General features: G+C 58.3%; 21 protein-coding genes. 19 read left to right on the top strand and 2 right to left on the bottom strand.

Annotated elements, in window-relative coordinates; genetic code table 11:
- From NT137_04925 to NT137_04900, 6 genes are all read left to right on the top strand, one after another.
- Positions 1-528, top strand: a 528-nt coding sequence (locus tag NT137_04925) for a bifunctional 5,10-methylene-tetrahydrofolate dehydrogenase/5,10-methylene-tetrahydrofolate cyclohydrolase (GenBank protein ID MCX6652679.1), incomplete at its 5' end; no start/stop codon positions are given.
- Positions 529-628: 100 nt separating this feature from the next.
- Positions 629-1348 carry an ABC transporter ATP-binding protein gene (locus NT137_04920; protein ID MCX6652678.1) on the top strand — a complete coding sequence of 240 codons (720 nt, stop codon included), beginning with the start codon at positions 629-631 and terminating at the stop codon, positions 1346-1348.
- Complete coding sequence (locus NT137_04915; GenBank protein ID MCX6652677.1) at positions 1345-2640, top strand: ABC transporter permease; 1296 nt, start codon at positions 1345-1347, stop codon at positions 2638-2640. Before NT137_04920 ends, NT137_04915 begins: the two co-directional genes overlap by 4 nt.
- A 125-nt stretch (positions 2641-2765) precedes the next feature.
- Entirely contained in the window at positions 2766-3440 is a 675-nt protein-coding gene (locus NT137_04910) for an RNA 2'-phosphotransferase (GenBank protein MCX6652676.1), read from the top strand.
- Complete coding sequence (locus NT137_04905; GenBank protein ID MCX6652675.1) at positions 3437-4363, top strand: DUF2797 domain-containing protein; 927 nt, start codon at positions 3437-3439, stop codon at positions 4361-4363. Before NT137_04910 ends, NT137_04905 begins: the two co-directional genes overlap by 4 nt.
- Positions 4364-4413: 50 nt before the next feature.
- Entirely contained in the window at positions 4414-5364 is a 951-nt protein-coding gene (locus NT137_04900; protein ID MCX6652674.1) for a DUF1743 domain-containing protein, read from the top strand.
- Positions 5365-5370: 6 nt separating this feature from the next.
- Here NT137_04900 and NT137_04895 read toward each other — a convergent pair whose 3' ends face one another.
- Entirely contained in the window at positions 5371-6153 is a 783-nt protein-coding gene (locus NT137_04895; GenBank protein ID MCX6652673.1) for a methyltransferase domain-containing protein, read from the bottom strand.
- A gap of 133 nt (positions 6154-6286) precedes the next feature.
- Between NT137_04895 and uppS the strand changes: the two genes are divergently transcribed.
- Both uppS and NT137_04885 read left to right on the top strand, forming a co-directional pair.
- Positions 6287-7048, top strand: coding sequence for a polyprenyl diphosphate synthase (gene uppS, locus NT137_04890; protein ID MCX6652672.1), 762 nt, complete (start codon positions 6287-6289; stop codon positions 7046-7048).
- A 62-nt stretch (positions 7049-7110) separates the two neighbouring features.
- Complete coding sequence (locus NT137_04885) at positions 7111-8835, top strand: TIGR04190 family B12-binding domain/radical SAM domain protein (GenBank protein MCX6652671.1); 1725 nt, start codon at positions 7111-7113, stop codon at positions 8833-8835.
- A gap of 213 nt (positions 8836-9048) precedes the next feature.
- On the opposite strand, the gene proC is transcribed toward NT137_04885, so the two are convergent.
- Entirely contained in the window at positions 9049-9855 is an 807-nt protein-coding gene (proC, locus tag NT137_04880; GenBank protein MCX6652670.1) for a pyrroline-5-carboxylate reductase, read from the bottom strand.
- 851 nt (positions 9856-10706) lie between these two features.
- Between proC and NT137_04875 the strand changes: the two genes are divergently transcribed.
- From NT137_04875 to NT137_04825, 11 genes are read left to right on the top strand one after another with little or no spacing between them, the layout of a single operon-like run.
- Positions 10707-11066 carry an NADH-quinone oxidoreductase subunit A gene (locus NT137_04875; protein MCX6652669.1) on the top strand — a complete coding sequence of 120 codons (360 nt, stop codon included), beginning with the start codon at positions 10707-10709 and terminating at the stop codon, positions 11064-11066.
- Positions 11057-11620 carry an NADH-quinone oxidoreductase subunit NuoB gene (gene nuoB, locus NT137_04870; GenBank protein MCX6652668.1) on the top strand — a complete coding sequence of 188 codons (564 nt, stop codon included), beginning with the start codon at positions 11057-11059 and terminating at the stop codon, positions 11618-11620. The genes NT137_04875 and nuoB overlap by 10 nt, the downstream gene beginning before the upstream one ends.
- Positions 11621-11630: 10 nt before the next feature.
- The gene (locus NT137_04865) at positions 11631-12116 is read left to right on the top strand and encodes an NADH-quinone oxidoreductase subunit C (protein MCX6652667.1); all 486 of its coding nucleotides are present in this window, start codon (positions 11631-11633) and stop codon (positions 12114-12116) included.
- A complete protein-coding gene (locus NT137_04860; protein MCX6652666.1) occupies positions 12117-13202 on the top strand; it encodes an NADH-quinone oxidoreductase subunit D in 1086 nt (361 codons plus the stop codon).
- A gap of 4 nt (positions 13203-13206) precedes the next feature.
- Entirely contained in the window at positions 13207-14280 is a 1074-nt protein-coding gene (gene nuoH, locus NT137_04855) for an NADH-quinone oxidoreductase subunit NuoH (GenBank protein MCX6652665.1), read from the top strand.
- Positions 14281-15015 carry a 4Fe-4S binding protein gene (locus tag NT137_04850; protein ID MCX6652664.1) on the top strand — a complete coding sequence of 245 codons (735 nt, stop codon included), beginning with the start codon at positions 14281-14283 and terminating at the stop codon, positions 15013-15015. It begins immediately after the preceding gene.
- A 2-nt stretch (positions 15016-15017) separates the two neighbouring features.
- On the top strand, positions 15018-15293 hold the full coding sequence (locus NT137_04845; GenBank protein ID MCX6652663.1) for an NADH-quinone oxidoreductase subunit J: 276 nt from the start codon (positions 15018-15020) through the stop codon (positions 15291-15293).
- Complete coding sequence (locus NT137_04840; GenBank protein MCX6652662.1) at positions 15283-15513, top strand: hypothetical protein; 231 nt, start codon at positions 15283-15285, stop codon at positions 15511-15513. Before NT137_04845 ends, NT137_04840 begins: the two co-directional genes overlap by 11 nt.
- Positions 15513-15812 (top strand): NADH-quinone oxidoreductase subunit NuoK, encoded by a 300-nt coding sequence (nuoK, locus tag NT137_04835; GenBank protein MCX6652661.1) that lies wholly within the window; start codon positions 15513-15515, stop codon positions 15810-15812. The genes NT137_04840 and nuoK overlap by 1 nt, the downstream gene beginning before the upstream one ends.
- A gap of 1 nt (position 15813) precedes the next feature.
- Positions 15814-17748, top strand: coding sequence for an NADH-quinone oxidoreductase subunit L (gene nuoL / locus NT137_04830; GenBank protein ID MCX6652660.1), 1935 nt, complete (start codon positions 15814-15816; stop codon positions 17746-17748).
- Between the two features lie 4 nt (positions 17749-17752).
- Positions 17753-19255, top strand: a complete 1503-nt coding sequence (locus NT137_04825; protein ID MCX6652659.1) for a NuoM family protein — start codon at positions 17753-17755, stop codon at positions 19253-19255.
- Position 19256: the final 1 nt, after the last annotated feature.

The raw sequence follows: 19256 nt of genomic DNA, 5'->3' as shown, positions 1-19256 counted from the left end.
AACGTGGGCAAGATGCTCATCGGCATGCCGGGAATGCTGCCTTGCACGCCGCATGGGATCCAGGAGCTGCTGGTACGCAGCGGCAACAGCCCCGAGGGCAAGCACGTGGTGGTCGTGGGCCGCAGCAACATCGTCGGCAAGCCCGTCGCGGCCATACTCATGCAGAAGGCCAAGGGGGCGAACGCCACGGTGACGGTGTGCCACTCGGGAACGCAGAACTTGGTCTCGATAACCAAGCAGGCAGATATCCTGGTTGCTGCGATGGGCAGGCCCGCTTTCATCAAAGCGGACATGGTCAAGGACGGCGTCGTGGTCATCGATGTGGGGTCGAGCCGGGTGGACGATCCTTCCGCCAAGCACGGATACCGCCTGGTGGGGGATGTGGACTTCGAAGCGGTCTCGAGGAAGGCGAAGGCCATCACACCCGTGCCTGGTGGAGTAGGTCCAATGACCATCGCCATGCTCATGAGCAATACGGTGGCGGCAGCGGAAGAGCACTTCCGGCATGTGCAGAAGCGTAAGCGCTGAGAGGATGTGACACACCCTGGGACGATAGTTTTTACTAGCACGACCACATTCGAAGCTCGGCCTTGGCTCCGTCCATAGGCTTGCTTTGGAGATTTGACACATGGCCGCCATCGAAGTCAACAGACTGACCAAGAAGTACGGGCAGTTCCTAGCCCTGAAGGAGATCTCGTTCAGCGTGAAGGAGGGCGAGGTCTACGGCCTCATCGGTCCCAATGGGGCGGGAAAGACCACCACGCTGAGGGTTCTGAGCACGCTCTTGGAGGTCACGTCCGGCGAAGTGAAGATCTTCGGGCACGACCTGGTCAAGGAAGCCAACGAAGTGCGCAAGATAATCTCCTATCTGCCGGAGGACGCTGGCGCATACAAGAACATGACCGGACGGGAGTACTTGATTTTCATCTCCGCTTTCTTCGGCGAAAGCCAGGAGCGGAAAGATATGCTGGAGAGGGGGCTCAAGTTCGCCCACCTGAACGAGCGCATCGACGATAAGGTGGATACCTACAGCAAGGGCATGGCCCGCCGGCTGCTGGTGGCCAGAGCGCTGATGATCAGACCACGCCTGGCCATCCTGGACGAGCTCACGTCCGGGTTGGACGTCCTGAACGCGCAGGAGATACGCCGCACGGTCAAGACATCGGCGCAGCAAGGAATGACCATCCTCCTTTCCTCGCACAACATGCTCGAGGTGGAGCTCATGTGCGACCGCATCGCCCTCATCAACGACGGGATGGTCGTAGCCTCCGGCACGCCGAAAGAGCTGAAAGAGCAGTACGACGCCCCGAACATCGAAGAGGTCTTCGTCAAGGTGGTGACGAAATGAGCAGCCTGTCCAACATCATCAAGAAGGAGGTCAAGGAGCTTCTCACGCCCGGGACCTTGGTCCCGATCATCATCATGGCCCTCATCTTCGGTTCGCTTGGAGGCGCGATCGGAGGAGCGACAAGCAAGCTGAGCGAGAAGCCTATGGTAGGGGTCATCGATCAGGACCATTCCGTACTTTCACAATTCGTCTACTCCCAGCTCGACAAGAACAGCAAGATCGTCTATAACCAGAGCGACGTGCAAGCAGGCATCAAAGAGGTGAGCGCCAAGAACGGCGTGGCGCTCATAGTGCTTCAGAGCGACTTCCAGTCGAACATCACCAACAATCACTCGGCGAGCATCACGGTTGTCTGGATCATGAGAGGCGCGGGGATGGCTGATAGCTTTTCCATGGCACCAGTGCAGGCTGTGCTTGCTGTCATGACCATCAATCTCTCGCGATACATCATCGACCATCACGTCACCGAGAACTCGAGCGTCATACTGCAGCCCCTCAAGCGCCACGAGGACACCGAGTTCAAAGGTCGCATGATGGTGGGCATCAGCCCGGACGTCATCAGTTCGGTGGTCTCGCAGCAGGGCTTGGTGGTCCCGCTGATCGTCCTCATGGTCATCATCATGGCCGGGAGCATGGTCATCTCCTCCATGGGCATGGAAAAAGAGAACAAGACCCTGGAGACGCTGCTCACTCTGCCCGTCAGTCGCACGGCCATCGTCCTTGGCAAGCTGGTGGGCGCGGCCATCGTCGGCCTGGTGGTGGCGGGCATCTACATGGTCGGTATGGGCTACTACATGAGCTCGCTCATGATCAGTGCGCCGATCGACCTGGCCAAGTATGGCATGACCTTGGGCGCCTTCGACTACGTGCTGGTGGGCGTTTCGCTATTCTTGGCGTTGGTCTCGGCCCTGGCACTGTGCATGATCCTGGGCATCTTCACCAAGAACTACAAGGCGGCGCAGACCATGACGCTGCCAATCACACTGCTGGCGCTGATTCCCATGTTCGTCACCATGTTCACGGACTTCGACACCCTGCCCACGTCGATGCAGATAGGGCTGTTCGCCATCCCCTTCACGCATCCCATGATAGCGATGCGCGAACTGATGTTCGGCAACTCGGCCCTAGTGCTAGCGGGCATCGCCTACAACGCCATATTCGCGGTGGTGGCCATGTTCATCGCCGTGTCGTTGTTCCGCAAGGACATCCTCCTGACGGGAAGGGTCAAGAGCGCGCAAAGGTCGAGGGGCGGGATGTTGGTGCAAAGCATGTTCGGGAAGCGCAGGCGCTGAGCAAGACGCTGAAACCTTTTGCTCTTCATTCTCGTTCACTCTGACTCCAGGACGCCGCTTGAGAACTGCACGTCGACATCTTCTTCGGAAAAGGTTTAAAACGGACCGGGACATTGACGGAGCGAATGTTGCGCGAGTGCCAAGATCACGGCTATTTCCGAGGTGACACGTGTCCGATATGCGGCGATGCCGGCCGCTTCCTGATGAACGACCAGGAGCTGGAACAGATAGGCCGCACCATGGCTGGAGCGCTCAGGCACTTCCCGGAAAAGTTCGAGCTGACCATGGACTCACAAGGCTTCGTGCCCATGCGCGACTTCGTCAACGCGCTCAAGAAGCAAAGGGACAGATGGCATTGGGTCCGGCCGCATCATGTCATCGCTATCATCGAAACGGACCCCAAAGGCCGCTACCAGGTGAGCAACGATCTCATCCGGGCCACGTACGGTCATACCATCTCCCTCGAGCTCAATCTTCCCACCGACCATATCCCGGAGACGCTCTACTACCCGACCTCCAAGGAGGAAACGGACATCATCCTGGAAACCGGTCTGAAACCCTCGGACCGCAAGATGGTGCACCTTTCCAAGACCTACCAGGACGCCATGAACGCGGGGAAGGTGCGAGTGGAAGACCCCGTCATTCTGGAAGTGGACGCGAAACGGGCCGTGGACGAGGGCATCGTCATCCAGCGCGCTGGGAGGACCGTCTTCCTAGTGCAGGATATCTCCTCTCAATATCTCAAGCGCGCACCTACGCCAGAGGAACAGACCGAAGAGCTCGTGCCTAGCACGGAATGAGCATTTTCGTTCCGCCCACCCAAACATTCATTTTGGCCGTGCACGAGTATTGGGCGATGTTCGTTCGGGCCGACCGCCTGTTGTCCGAAGAGCCGGATTGGTTCTCAAAGCACGTCATAGGCTTCCACTGGGAGGGATTCGTTCCCCATCTGGAATACTTCGACCTGGAGGATCGAGAGCTCAAGGAACTTGATCTCCAGCATCTGGAGCTGATCGTCTCGGACACCTGCAGATGCGTCGGCTCTTTCAGCGATGATGGCTACGTCCCTTGCCCGAAGCACGCCAAGTTGACCAGGGGATTCGCTCAGTGCCCCACCTGCGCCGAGGTCTGGATCCCGGTGCAGGAGTGCATCTTTGAGCCGAGATGCAATGGCGAGCTATGCCAGGACAAGGACGCGAGTTTCTGCCGCAAGGCGCACATCGTTTACGCCGCGTTCCACGGCTACCTGGTCAAAGTGGGCATGACTGGTGGCACTCGCTTGAGGGAGAGGGCGATCGAGCAAGGGGCGGATGCGATCGTGCCATTGGTGCAAGTGCAGGGGAGGAAGAACGCCCGTTCCCTGGAGAAGGAGATCACCCGAAAGCTTCGGGCCAAGCAGGGCATCACCGGGCAGGACTTCTCGAAAGCGCTGCTGGTCAGGCAGAGCAAGAGGCGGCTGGAGGACCGCTACCGGACGTTGCTCCGGTCACTGGAAGGAGAGTATCCAGTCATGAACGCCGATCTGCAGTTGCTCTCCGACTATCCTATGCGCGTCACACTTGACGAACCCCCAATCCGGGTGGATACCGTCGGTCCGCATCAGGGAAAGGTGCTGGGCATCAAAGGCCGCTTCCTCATCTATGAGGATGATGGAGGGGAGGTCAAGATGCTAGAGCTGGCCGACCTACCGTCCAGACTTATCGAGACCGGACAAAAGGGATAACTAGCGGGAATGGTATCGCACCATCCCTTAGGCCAGGGAGCGATGATGAAATGAGCGTCACCCTCAGACCGGATGAAGTTACCGCAAGACATGGCAAGCTGTTCTGCCGGGGCGTCTTCACGCTAGTGGATGAGAAGAATGACGTCGCGCAGATCATCGAGGAATGCAGCGCCAAGGGACCGGTGGAATGGGATGCCGCCAACCGTAAGAGGGCGGGGGGAGCGATCACCAACATCAGGGTGGAGGGAACCACCCTCATCATGGACACCATCATCGGGGAGAGGCAGGTACGCTTCGGTCCGGCCTCCAAGGATGTGGGGGGACAGGGGCTCAAGGCCCTGAGGGTCGAAGGGGATCTGGTCAAGACCACCTGGGTCGGGCTGGCAGGAGCGAGCGTGGGCATTGGGGCCTGCTTGCCGCAAGGTCCTGGCACTATTTCCGCGGAGTATCCAGAGGATGCCAAGGTTGGCGGCGCGAACCGCATCGAGGTCACCATCGCCACGCCGAAGATGGTCCGTATAGTCTTTGGCGTGGATGACACCGATACGAAGGAGAAGGGAGCGTCGTGGGTGCTCATGCTGAAGTGCGCCCGCGCTTGCCCGATCGGTCACTTCCTGGAGCACAAGATAGTGCAGCTCAATCCGAAAGCTCCGGACAGAACCACGCAGTGCGTGGCCGTGGGCATATCCTTCGCCGTGGAACCGAAGGACGTGCCGGCGCTGAAGGACTTCGTCATCAAGTTCGTGCGCGAGAACACTCTCTCCCAGCACACGGCCATGGCCATCTTCTCCGGACTGAAGGTGCCGAAGGTGCTGGAAGACTACGGGCTGAGGGCGAAGCAGCACATCCTGAAGATCGAGGACGCCATGAAAGCGGCCGAGCAGGGGGAGCTGGAGATAGTGGAGATCACCGGCCGACGTGGAATGATCGGCGCTGTTGCGGGAGTGGGCTGCTTCGACATGGGCATGAGAGCGGCCATGCTGCCTGAGGATTGGGCCTGATCCCTTTCATTTCCTCGCTTTGACATTGATCCTTCGGAAGACCTCGAAGTAGCCTCCATCGACGTGGCTGTGCTCCAGGATGCTTGTGACCGCGTGCTTTTCGAACGCCGCGCGCTCTCTTCCTTCTGGCACTCGTTCTAGTAGCGGCACCAGCCCCATGCTCACGATGAACTTCGAAAACTCCTGCGCATTCTCGAAGGCTCGATCGGCATCCTGCATCCAGACCTCGATATCCCTGAAGCCCGCCGCTCTCAGCTTGATCTCATAGTCTCCGGCGCTTGGCATATGCCAGGGCCATTCGAAGCTGGCGAAGTACGAGGTGAACCTAGGATGGGACATGGCCTCGCGCATTCCCCGGAAAATGGAAGGGCAATTGCCGTCCCCGGCGAAGTTGAAGCGAAGGCATCCTCCTGGCTTGAGCGCTCGGTGCAGCCCTAGCAGAAACGTGTCTTGGTCCTTGATCCAGTGCAAGGCGGCATTCGAGAAAGCGAGGTCGAATACTTCGCTGAAATCCATGTGCGTCAGGTCCTGGAGGCGGAAGTCCAGGTTTGGAGCCCAGTTGCTCCTTGCGGTCTCGATCATCGAGGACGAATTGTCCAATCCCAGCACTCGGCCCCGAGGGACCCTACGGGCCAGTTCCGCCGAGAGCACTCCGTCCCCGCAACCCAGATCGATAATGCTCTCATCCCCTTTCAGCTGGAGCGAATCGATGACCGCCATGCCCCAGTCCTTCTGCGGCCTGGAGTGCGCCTTATAGTCCTCTCCATCGAAGTGGTATCCGTTCGCCATCTTCTCTCATCCAGCCACGCGCGTGATCGAGGCGGGCAACCCATACGGGACCGCAGGAAAAATAGATATCGCTGCAGCCTTTATTGAGCGACCGACCGAGTGAGGGAGTATCATCAAGAACGAGATCTCGCGGATGATAGCCAGCACCGCCTACCAGACCTACGAGAAGTCGCTGTTGAAGGAGGTGCGAGAGGGCCATGTGCCCAACCACGTGGCCATCATCATGGACGGTAACCGCCGCTTCGCCCGGGAGATCGGCCTTTCCACCACCGAAGGGCATGTCAAAGGCAAGGACAAGCTGGAAGAGGTCATGGAGTGGTGCCTGGAGCTGGACATACGCATCCTCACCGTCTACGCCTTCAGCACCGAGAACCTGAACCGGGAGCCTGGAGAGGTTGATTACCTATTGCGCATGTTCGAGGAGAACTTCTACAAGCTGGGAGATGAGGAACGCATCCACAAGCACGGCATCAAGGTGAGCGTGCTCGGGCAGAGGGAGCTGCTGCCGGAGAGGCTGCAGAAGGCCATCGAATATGCAGAGGCCAAGTCGGCATCATATAGCAACTACTTCTACAACATCGCCGTCGCTTACGGCTCCAGGCAGGAGATCATCCAGGCCATCAAGGCCATCGCCCAGAAGGTCAAAGATGGGGAGATGAGCGTGGACGATATCGACGAGAGCGTCGTCTCCAAGTCGTTGTACACCGCGCCATTTCCGGACCCGGACCTGATCTTGAGGACGTCCGGCGAGGAGCGGCTCTCGAACTTCCTGCTCTGGCAGCTTGCCTATGCCGAGCTGTACTTCACCGATGTCTACTGGCCCGGTTTCCGCAAAGTGGATTTCCTGAGAGCCATCCGGTCCTACCAATTGAGACAGAGGCGCTTCGGTAAGTGACCAGGGAAGAAACCAAAGTACTAATATGACCGTTCCATTTTTCGCCCCAAGGAGGCTGAAGGTTGGCCAGGCAAGACCTGATACTGATCCATGCACCAAGCGTGTACGACTTCAGGAAAGAGTTCCTGTTCTACGGTCCGGTCAGCGATCTGGTACCCTCGACGCCAGTCTTCGAGATGTACCCCTTCGGCTTCATGACCATCGCGGCGCATCTGCACTCCCTCGGCTATAGAGTGCGCATCGTCAACCTGGCCAGCATGATGTTGAACGACCGTAACCTGGACGTTCCGGCGTTCTTGAAGAAACTTGACGCTAAGACATTCGGAATCGACCTGCATTGGCTCCCTCACGCCCACGGTGCATTGGAGGTCGCGCGTCTCGTCAAGGAGCTGCATCCGGACTCGAAGGTGCTCATGGGCGGGTACTCGAGCACCTACTTCCATAAGGAATTGATAAGGTACCCTCAGGTCGACCTAGTGATGCGCGGCGACTCCACTGAGATACCGGTGGCAGAGCTATTGGCCGCCCTAGACGAGGGCAGCCCGCTGGAGAAGGTACAGAACCTCACTTGGAAGGAGGGAGAAAGGGTCACGGAGAACCCGATGACCTTCATTCCGGAGAACCTGGATTACATCGACGTCGACTACGGTTGGATCGTTCGATCGGTCATCCGCCATCGCGATCTGGAAGGGCACAAGCCGTTCAAGGACTGGGACCGGTACCCTTTGACCGTCGTTTTCACCGTAAGGGGCTGCTACCAGCAATGCCTGGAGTGCGGCGGCTCGTGTTCGGCCATGAACCACTTCCTAGGAAGGAGGAAGCCGGCGTTCCGCGCCCCGGAGAAGGTGGCCGAGGACATCTACCACATCCAGAATTTTCTAAAATCGCCCACCTTCGTCGTCGGAGACCTGAGGGCGGGAGGCAAGGATTACGCGACCCGCTTCTTCTCAGAAGCGAAGAGGCTGGGCATCGACAACCAGGTCGTCCTGGAGCTTTTCACACCAGCGAACAAGGAGTTCTTCCAATCCGCCCAGGGTTCGCTGTCCTCCTATTCAATAGAATTCTCTCCCGAATCCCATTCGGAGGAGGTGAGAATGGCGCTGGGGAGGAAGTATGACACCCCTTCGATAGAGAAGAGCGTCGTGAGCGCTCTCGCCAACGGCTGCCAGAGGTTCGACCTCTTCTTCATGGTCGGCCTCCCGAAGCAGGACAGGAAGAGCGCGCTGGAGAGCGCCGATTATTCCCGGCGCCTTTATTCGCTCGTCGCTAACGATAAGAGGCTGTTCGTCTTCACCTCCCCCCTGGCCCCGTTCCTCGACCCGGGGAGCTACGCCTTCGAGAATGCGGAAGAATCGGGCTATAAAGTGTTTGCCAGGACATTGGAGGAGCACCGGGCGAGATTGGTATCCCCCTCCTGGAAGTATGTCCTCTCCTATGAGACGAAATGGATGACACGCGACGATATCGTCGAAACATCCTACGACGCGGCGGATGTGCTGAACAAGGCGAGGTTCGATTGCGGCCTGATAGGCGACGATGAGCTGAAATGCCGCATCGACCGCACTGACATGGCCCGCCAGCTCATGCGCGAGATCGACGGCGTGATGGTAATTGCCGACCAGGCAAAGAGAGATGAAGGGTTCTCCAGGCTCCGCGAAAGGGCTCGGGATCTTATGGAATCGACCATATGCCAGAAGCGCGACTTGGAGTGGGAGACACCTGGAGTAATTAGAAGCTTTCCTAGGGCGGTGTTCGGGCTGGTGCGTTCGAAGCGGAAGAGCAAGTGAGCCTGCCTCTGACTTGTGACTTTTCTTCCTTTGGCGCTCGATCATTCCCATCATTATCTAATTAGATTTCAGTCAAAAAAAACGCGGGCAGGCAACTTTTGCCCTAGACCCGTGGGTCTTTCCCCCATCCAAGCCCATTCCCTCCTCCTTTTCTATGACAATTGGATTTGGACTGCCGTTGAACGATGGGAGATGCGAGCGCTAGAAGATATCCTAGCTCTTCTCGCCTAGCTCTTTCGACTTCTTTGCAGCGGCCTCGACCGCCTCGATGAACGCGCCCCGGACAGCTGCCTTCTCTAGAACCTTGAGGCCCTCGATTGTCGTCCCAGCGGGGGAAGCGACCATGTCCTTCAGGAATCCCGGATGTCCGTTGGTCTCCAGGACGGTCTTTGCAGCGCCCAACACGGTCTGCGCAGCTAGCTTCTGCGAGATGTCCCTCGGCAGTCCTGCCAGCACGCCGCCGTCCGCCATTGATTCGATGACCAGGTAGACGAACGCTGGCCCGCTGCCACTTAGACCTGTGACGGCGTCCAGCAGCTTCTCGTCCACTTGGAATGCTATCCCAACGGACTGCAGGATGCGCATCACCAGGTCCTTGTCATGCGGTTTGGCACACTTTCCCAGAGAGAATGCCGACGCGGACGCGGCGACGAGGCAGGGGTTGTTGGGCATGACCCTTATGACCCTGACACCGACGTTCAGCTTCGACTCGATGTATGAAATCCTAATGCCGGCGGCGATGGAGATGAGCAGGTGGTCAACGGTGAGGTAGGGTTTGAGCTCTTCCAAGACCGTTCCCATCTGTTGTGGCTTCACGGCCAGCACGATGATGTTCGCCGACTTCACGACCTCGACGTTGTCGGTGGTCGTCCTCGCGCCGATGGTCCGGGCGATGTATTCTTTTCGCTCAACGACTATCTCCCCGGCAGTGATCTCTTCTTTCATTGCAAGTCCAGCGGAGATGATGCCCTTCATTAGCGCCTCGGCCATATTGCCCGCGCCTATGAACCCAATCTTCATGACAATCAACCAATCCAGCCTGTGAAGGCTTGAGGAAAAAGACTATCTGTAAGATACTATTTAAACAGTTTGCGAGGGTCTGACACGCCCGTCCTGGCGTTGTGAAAAATGTCATCTCTTCAAGGCCAATAGGATTGCTTTCATGAATGCCGGAAGGTCAGCAGGAAAGTGTGATGTGATCAAGTTGCTGTCCACCACTACCTCTTGGTCAAGATAGCGTGCCCCGGCGTTCATAACATCGTCCTTTATCGACATGAAGCAAGTGACCTTCCTGCCCCTGAGGATGTTCGCCGAAGCCAGGACAGACCCGCCATGGTAAATTGCCGCCACCACCTTCCCTCCTGGAACATGCGCTTGACGAATTCGTTCACCGCCGGAAAGCGGCGTAGGCGGTCCGGGGCGAATCCACCTGGTATGACGACTGCGTCGAATTCTTCTTGATCCGTCATATCTGCCGAGATGTCGGCCTTGACCTCGTATCCGTGCTTGCTCTTGAACATCTCGCTTCTTCCTGATCCCACTATGGTGACAGAATGACCGGCCTCCTTCAACCGGATGAGCGGGTACTAAAGCTCCAGGTCCTCGTAGTCGTCCTCAGCTAGAATCGCCACCTTTTTCGGCATCATTGACCCCTTTTGGCTAAGCAGTCGGGGTGTTGACTATTTTCTCACGATTCCATCGTCGAGTCCGAGAAGCGTTAAATGGTGTTAAGCCAGAATCATCCTTGAGAATAGGGAGGAAGCAGCGGATATCGAGGGAGAAGGCGCTTTCCTCGCAGAGAAACGATGCAATTCATGCCCATCCAGTACAAATCTCGAAAGTTTAAATAATGGTAGAATATTGCCCCTATAATGCTCATTGACGACTATTATCCGGTGGCCGTCTTTGCACTGATAGCCATCCTGTTCCCGGCATTGGCTTTCTGGGCATCAAGGTTCTTCCGGCCGACGCGATTCCAGCCGCAGAAGAAGATGACCTACGAGTGCGGTGAACAGCCTATCGGGCACGGACAGATCCAATTCCACGTTCAATTCTACATATATGCCATCATTTTCGTCATTTTTGACATCGTGACCGTTTTCCTGATGATATGGGCGCTTGTGCTCGCTGACCTGAGCGACAACGCCAGGTGGTACATGGTGATCTTCCTGGTCCTGCTGGTCATCGGGGTCACATACGCTCTGAAGAAGGAGAAGATACTATGGATCTGAGCCTCGCTCCCAACGCCATCGCGATGTCCGCCCAGGAGTTCCTGGTATGGTCGAAGAACGTCATGGACCAACTATTGACGGCCTCGGGCGCGAAGAAGGCGGTTGACAAGATCACGGCGCCGATATGGAGCTGGGCGCTGCGCAACGCCAACTACCCTTTGCACTTCGGCGTCGCCTGCTGCGCCTTGGAAATGGCCGCCGCCTCCGGCTCGCGGTTCGATGCGGAGCGCTTGGGCATAATCTACAGGTCGTCCCCCAGGCAGACCGATGTCCTCCTAATCAACGGCTGGGTCACCGCCAAGCTGCGCCCGGACCTACGCCGCCTTTACGAACAAATGGCCGAACCTAGGTGGGTCGTGGCCATGGGCGAGTGCGCGATTTCTGGAGGCCCGTGGTATGACTCTTACAATGTCGTACAGGGCGTCGACACCTTCATCCCTGTGGATATCTACATCCCCGGCTGCCCGGTTCGTCCAGAAGCGATGATCGACGGGTTCATGAAGTTGCATAAGAAGATCCACAAGGAAATGAAGGGGACTTTCCTGGAAGACTGAGGTGGGGGAAGTGGCACAAAGAGCGGGATTGGCTGCCGGGGGCAAAACAGGCGAAATCGTTGCGAAGGAGCTTATCGATAGGTTCCCCGAATACGTTAAGATCACGAAGGTCACGCACAACCGCGTCTTCGCCATGGTGGACAAGGTCGGTCTGCTGAACGTGGCCAAGTTCATGAAGGACGCACTCGACTTCGACCACATTACCGCCGTGAGTGGCGTGGACTGGCTAGAGGAGAAGAAGATGTGGGCGGTGTACCATATCACTTCCTATTCGAACCGGGTGACGGCGGAGATAATCGTGGAGTTGCCCCGCGACAAGCCAGAGGTGGATTCGGTCACCCCACTTTGGGGCGGGGCGAACTGGCATGAGCGCGAGACCTACGATATGTTCGGCATCATTTTCATCGGCCATCCGAGACTGGAAAGGATATTGACGCCGGAGGGCACGGACTACTTCCCCTATCGAAAAGATTTCGTCGGCGGGAGGAGGGTTTAAATGGCCGAGATGTGGCTGAACATGGGTCCGCAGCATCCTATGACGCATGGTCTGTGGAACCTCAGAGTCAAAATCGATGGCGAGACCATAACCCAGGCTGAACCAATTATTGGATACCTGCACCGCGGCTGGGAGAAGCTCGCCGAGAACCGGATGTACCCGCAGATCATCCCCATGGCCGACAGGCTATGCTACGGTTCCTCCATGAGCTGGAGCCACCTGTACTGCTCGACCGTGGAGAACATGCTAGAGCTGGAGGTCCCGGAGCGCGCCAAGTACATCCGCACCATCGTGCTGGAAGCGCAGAGGATCGGCTCGCACTTGATGTGGCTCGCTGCTCTGGGAACTGACCTAGGCTCCTACACCATCTTCCTTTACTGCGTTAGGGAGAGGGAGCTGTTCCTCGACCTGATGCAGAATCTGTGCGGCGCAAGGCTGACATATAACTATACTCGGATCGGAGGCGTTCGCAACGACGTCCCGGCCAACTTCGAGCGCGACTTCACCCGTGTCTTGAAGGTTTTCGAGAAGCGGCTGGCAATCGTAGAGGCGCTTTGCGACGAGTCCGCGATCTTCCGAATGAGGATGGAGGATGTGGGGAAACTCACTGCGGAGCAGGCCAAGAACCTTGGCGTCACAGGGCCGAACTTGAGGGGCAGCGGCGTTGAATATGATATCCGCAAGGATGATCCCTATGAGGCGTACTCCGACATCGACTTCGATGTCTGCTACGAGACAGGCTGCGACGCCTTCGCCCGGTACCGCGTCAGAGTAGACGAGATGTACGAGTCCTGCAAGATCATAAGACAGGCGATTAAGAAGATTCCCCAGGGCCCCTACCGGGTCAAGCCTCCGCGCACCGCGCCCAAAGGCAAGGCCGGCTGGGCGCACGTGGAGGACCCGAGGGGCGAGGGGTTCATGTATGTCATCGGGAACGGCGATGACCACCCATACCGGTTGAAGGTGCGTTCCCCGGTATTCGTCTCGGTGAGCGCGGCGCCAGCGTATCTTGTCGGTTATAAGATCGCGGACGTGCCGGCGATCATGGGATCGATTGACATGTGCCTCGGGGAGACGGACCGGTGAGCAAATGAACGGCCTCTTCGAGTTCGCTTATGGCCTATCCCTCTGGCTGATGCAGGTAGTGGCCTGGATATTCAACTTTATCGGGCTGCACGATGTCGCTGACTGGTTCACATCCTCCGGCGTGGTCTATTTCCTAACGAACGCCGTGGCGGCGCTCATCGTCTTCATAGTGGGATTCTTGATCTCGATTACTTTCATTTGGGAAGAGAGGAAGATCCTGGGAAGGCTCATGGACCGCCGCGGTACCCAGGTGGGCGTCCTCGGCCTGTTCCAGAACTTCGCCGATGGTCTCAAGGCCTTCGTCAAGGAGATCATCATCCCTAAGGACGTCGACATCTGGGTCTATAACGCGGCACCAGTCATTCTGATTGGAATGTCCTGCATGATGATAGGGCTGATCCCTTTGAGCCCCGATTTTGCTCTGGCCAACCTTCAAACCGGATTGCTCCTGATCTTCGCCGTGTTCTCCATCGCCCCCTTCGCCATTTTGATCGGTGGATGGGCGTCGAACAACAAGTATACCGTCATGGGTGGGATGAGGGCGGCCGGACAGCTCATCGCCTATGAGGTCCCGTTGCTGCTCTCGGTTGCGAGCGTCGTGGTCTTGACGGGCACATTCAACCTGGGAGAGATCGTGGCGCAGCAGCAGAACATATGGTTCTTCATTCCTTTGATCCTCGGTTTCATCGTCTTCCTCACCTCCATCATCGCGGAGTTGGAGAGGATCCCGTTCGACCTGCCCGAAGCAGAGGCGGAGCTGGTCGAAGGCTGGATGACCGAGTACGGCGGCATGAGGTTTGGACTGATCATGCTGTCCGAGTATGTCCGCGGTTATGCGGCTTGCTCCGTCGCCGTCATATTGTTCCTGGGAGGCTGGAACGGCCCGTCGTTCATATGGCCGGAGATCTGGTTCATCCTCAAGGTGTTCATCCTCTTCGCCATATTCATCTGGGTGAGGGGAGCGTTGGTAAGGGTCACCACCAAGCAGATCCTGCACATCGGCTGGAAGGTCCTCATGCCTCTGGCGCTGATCAACCTGGGAATCGCTATCGCTATCAAGATGCTGGGGTGGCTCTAAATGTCAGATAAGAAGGACAGGAAGGAGAAGAGGCCAAGGGCGATCATGCTTAGGCCTATGGTGGTCACCATGAAGGAGACCATCAGGACCACCGTGAACACCCCCAACACCGTGCGCTACCCCTGGGAGAGGCTGATCATCGCAGACGGCTACCGCGGAAGACCCGGCCTGGTCATGGACAAGTGCATCGGCTGCGGCATCTGCGAGAAGATATGCCCGACCACCTGCATCGAGCTCGTCGAGGTGGAGCTTGAAGGCAAGGGCAAGGTCAAGCGGCCCCAGGTGAACCTCGGCCGCTGCATGATGTGCGGCTACTGCGCTGAGTACTGCCCCAAGAACGCCATGCTCGTGACCCCGGAATATGAGCTCGCTACTTATTCCAGACAAGACCTCATCTACGACCCGTTCCGACTGCAGTACGAGGACCGGCCTGGATGCGAGGTCGATCTGGTCGAGATCAAGCCTTCCGAACTGGGGACCGGAGCCAAGGGCCATAGCATCAAGGGAGCGACGGCGGGATTGCGGGACCTGCCCCAGGTAGAGGACAAGAAGTGCATCTCCTGCTCCAAGTGCGAGAAGGTGTGCCCGGCGGACGCGGTCACCATGATCGAAGTGGGCAAGAACGAGAAAGGCCGGCCGATCAAGCGCCCCAAGTTCGACGGGGAGAAGTGCGTGGCCTGCGAGCAATGCCTCGATAACTGCCCGAAACATGCCATAACGATGAAGGAGGTGTGATCATGCCTTTGGACTGGGAACTGATACTTTTTATCATCTTCTCCGCGGCCACGGTGTTCGCGGCGCTGATGGTGCTCTTCGCCAAGGAGATCGTGCGAAATGTGGTCTGGCTGGCGATCACTTTCATCGGCGTGGCCATGACCTTCATCTTCCTCGGTGCCGAGTACATAGCGGTCATCCAGATACTGGTTTACGTGGGCGCGGTGTGCGTGCTCATCCTCTTCGGGGTCATGCTGACCAAACGTCGTCTGTCAGGAGGTGGCAAGTGTGAAACATAAGCAGACCTGGGCCGCGGCCGTCTCGGCCATCGCCCTTCTGCTGGTGGTGCTGGGGAGCATCATCACCATCACCTGGGCGGGCACCTACACCGAGTTCACGACCAACGATGTGGGCAAGGCCATCTTCGAGACCTGGGGACCGACCCTGATCATCGTAGGGCTGCTAATGTTCGCTTCCATGCTTGGTGGCGTGTACATCGCACAGGAGGAGAAGGAATGATCCCGCAGGAGTACTTCCTGGTGCTCGCGGCGATCCTCTTCGTCATCGGCGCCTTCGGGGTGCTGACCCGGAGGAACGCCATCGTCGTGCTCATGTCCATCGAGCTCATGCTCAACGCGGCCAACATCAACTTCGTGACCTTCGCGGTCTACAACCACGACGTCTCCGGACAGGTGTTCGCATTGTTCTCGATCGCCATCGCCGCCGCCGAGGTGGCCGTGGGTCTAGCGATCCTCCTCAATCTGCAAAGGGCCTCTGACACGGTGGATCTGTCGGACCTCAACCTGCTGAGGTGGTAAGATGACCTTCGTAGAGTATTCCTGGCTGATCCCGATCTTTCCCATGGTGGGGCTGCTGCTGGTGGCGGCACTGGGCAAGAAGACGCCCGAGGGGGGCGGCTACTTCGCCGTCGGCGGCATCGCCGCTGCCATGGTGCTCTCGCTCCTGGTGGCCTACGAGTTCCTCACCGGCACTCGGGCGGTGGCCACGAACGAGATGATCTGGATCGACCTGGGCAATGGGCTCAGGCTCGACATGGGTTACTACGTCGACAACCTGACCACGGTCATGCTGATAGTGGTCTCGATCCTCTGCACGCTCATCCTCGTCTACTCCCTGGGATACATGCACGAGGAGGGGGAGAGGAAGCGCCGCTACTACGTGGAGATCTCCCTGTTCGTGACAGGCATGCTGGGCCTGGTGGTCTCGAGCAACTACCTGCAGATGTTCGTCTTCTGGGAAATCATGGGTCTGTGCTCGTACCTGCTCATCGGCTTCTGGTACTACAAGCCGTCAGCGGCAGCGGCGGCGAAGAAAGCGTTCCTGGTCACCAGGATCGGCGACATCCTGTTCATGATCGGCATCATCACGGTCTTCGCCTCCTTCGGCACGCTCAACTATCGCGAGCTGTTCGAGGCGCATGCCGTAGACACGAATCTTCTCACGTTCGGCATGTTCTGCGTGTTCGGCGGAGCGATAGGCAAGAGCGCACAGTTCCCGCTGCATGACTGGTTGCCGGACGCCATGGAAGGCCCGACCACCGTCTCGGCGTTAATCCATGCCGCGACCATGGTCAAGGCGGGCGTCTACCTGGTGGCGAGGTCGTTCCCCTTGATGGTACAGACCCCGGACGTGATGCTGTTCGTGGCCTGCATCGGCGGTTTCACCGCCATTTTCGCGGCCACCATGGCGCTCAACGGTCCCAATATCAAACGCGTTCTCGCTTACTCCACCATTTCCCAGCTGGGCTACATGTTCCTTGCCCTGGGAGCGGGCGGATACATGCTGGCCTTGGGTATGAAGGCGGAAGGGAGCGCGGGCTTCACCGCCGGCATGTTCCATCTCATCAACCACGCCTTCTTCAAGGCCCTGCTCTTCCTCGGCGCCGGCGCGGTCATCCATGCCGTGCATACTGAGGACATGAATAAGATGGGCGGGCTGCGTTCGAAGATGAAGATCACCTCACTGGTGATGCTCATCGGCGCCCTGTCCATTTCTGGCATACCTCCGCTGAGCGGTTTCTGGAGCAAGGACGAGATCCTGGCCACGGTCTTCACCGCGGGCAGCGAGAACTGGGTGTTCCTGCTGCTGTACGCCATGGGAGTGGTGACCGCGTTCCTCACCGCATTCTACATGTTCCGGCTCTGGTTCATGACCTTCACCGGACATGAGGGGGAGGCAGCGCACCATGCTCACGAAGCTCCCAAGACAATGACCGTTCCACTCGTGATACTGGCCTGCTTCGCCTTCGGCTCCGGCCTGGTGGTGCTGTTCGGCCTGGGCGGGGTGGTGTTCTTCGAAGAGGCGGAGATCAAGAGCGCCATGGACGTGCTCGTTGGCACGTTTGGTGACCCGCTGACCTACGTCTCCATAGCGGTCGCGGCGCTAGGCATCGGCCTGGCGTACCTAGCCTACTACAAGAAGAGCCTCAGCCTGAGCCGCTTCGCCACCGGAGGCTCGAAGAGGTTCTACGACCTGCTCCTGAACCGCTACTACTTCCCCCAGGGCTACAACGCCTTCGGGGTCAAGGTGGTCTACGGCTTCTCGCGCTTGGTCGACTGGTTCGACCAGAAGGTCATCGACGGCATCGTGAACGGCATCAGCTTCGTGGCCGTGAGGAGCGGCCAAGGACTGAGGAAGGTGCAGACCGGCATGGTCCAGACCTACGCCACCGTGGTGGTGGCAGCGCTCTCGGTGATACTGCTGCTCATGTACCTGATCGGAGGGCTGTGGTGATACCATGATGCAACTGCTGCAAGACATGCATATCCTGACCCTGCTGATCCTGGTACCGCTCATCGGCGCCCTGGTTACCTTCCTCTCTGGAAAGCACGCCAAAGCCTCCAAGTACGTGGCGTTGACGTTCTCCGCGGTCACCCTCATACTGGCCACCCTGCTCCTGCTCTACACCGACCTGGCCAAGCTGAACGTCAACGACTACCAGTACTACGAAAAGTTCGAGTGGATCAAGGCGTTGGGCGTCAACTTCGCCGTGGGAGTGGACGGCATCAGCGTGCCCATGGTCTGGCTGACCGCGCTGCTCTGCTTCCTGGCCATCCTCTTCTCCTGGGACGTCGAGAACCGGACCAAGGAGTACATGGGCCTCATGCTCGTCCTCGAGGTGGGCGTCATGGGCGTTTTCATGTCCCTGGACTACTTCATGTTCTACGTATTCTGGGAGATAGTGCTCATCCCCATGTTCTTCCTCATCAGTATATGGGGGGGACCAAGGCGCGAGTACGCCGCCATCAAGTTCTTCATCTATACCCACATCGCCTCGCTGGTCATGCTCCTGGCAATCTTCGCGCTCTACTTCCAGGCGCACCTGGGCAGCTTCGACATGATCTCCATACAGCAGCAAAACCCGTTCTTCGGGCGCGAGTTCCAGATCGCCATCTTCGCGGCGCTGTTCTTCGGCTTCGTGGTGAAGATGCCCATCGTACCGTTCCACACCTGGCTGCCGGATGCGCATGTGGAAGCGCCTACCGCTGGATCGGTGCTCCTGGCCGGATTGCTGCTGAAGATGGGCGCCTACGGCATCCTGAGGATCGCGTTGCCCACTCTGCCCACGGGCGCACATGAGCTGCAATGGCTGCTGCTCGCCATCGCCATCCTCTCCATCATGTACGGAGCGTTCGCCTCTCTGGCGCAGCGCGACCTGAAGAAGATGGTGGCTTTCTCGTCCATCTCGCACATGGGCCTGGTGTTGCTGGGCATCGCCACCCTGGGAACGATAGGCATCGCCGCGGGAGTGTTCCAGATGTTCGCCCACGGCCTCATCACGGCCATCCTCTTCATGGTGTGCGGCGTGGTGCAGCACAAGGCTGGCACCAGGGAGATCTCCAAGCTGGGAGGGCTGGCGGTGAAGGTGCCTTGGCTGGCCACTTTCATAATGATCGGGTTCATGGCCTCTCTAGGCCTCCCCGGTCTAGTGGGATTCGCGGCCGAGTTCGGCATCTTCTTCGCCACCTGGGAGGCGTTCAAGTGGATCCTGCTCATACCCATCATCTCGGTGGCGATCACCGCCGCCTACTACATATGGGCCATGCAGCGGACCATCTTCGGGCCGATGACCGACCGGATCGATACCTCGCATCTGCACGATGTCTCCTGGTACGAGGCTGCGCCACTGGCGGTTCTGTGCGTGTTCGTCATCCTCTTCGGGCTGTTCCCGTCGACCATGTTCGACATCATACGGCCGGCGGCGAGCGCCATCGCGCATCTCTTCCCCGGGGTGATCTGAA

The sequence above is a fragment of the Methanomassiliicoccales archaeon genome, assembly GCA_026394375.1.
Taxonomy (GTDB): Archaea; Thermoplasmatota; Thermoplasmata; order Methanomassiliicoccales; family UBA472; genus JAJRAL01.
The sequence above is the reverse complement of the archived record's forward strand: the minus strand, read 5'-3'. Positions and strand labels throughout refer to the sequence as shown.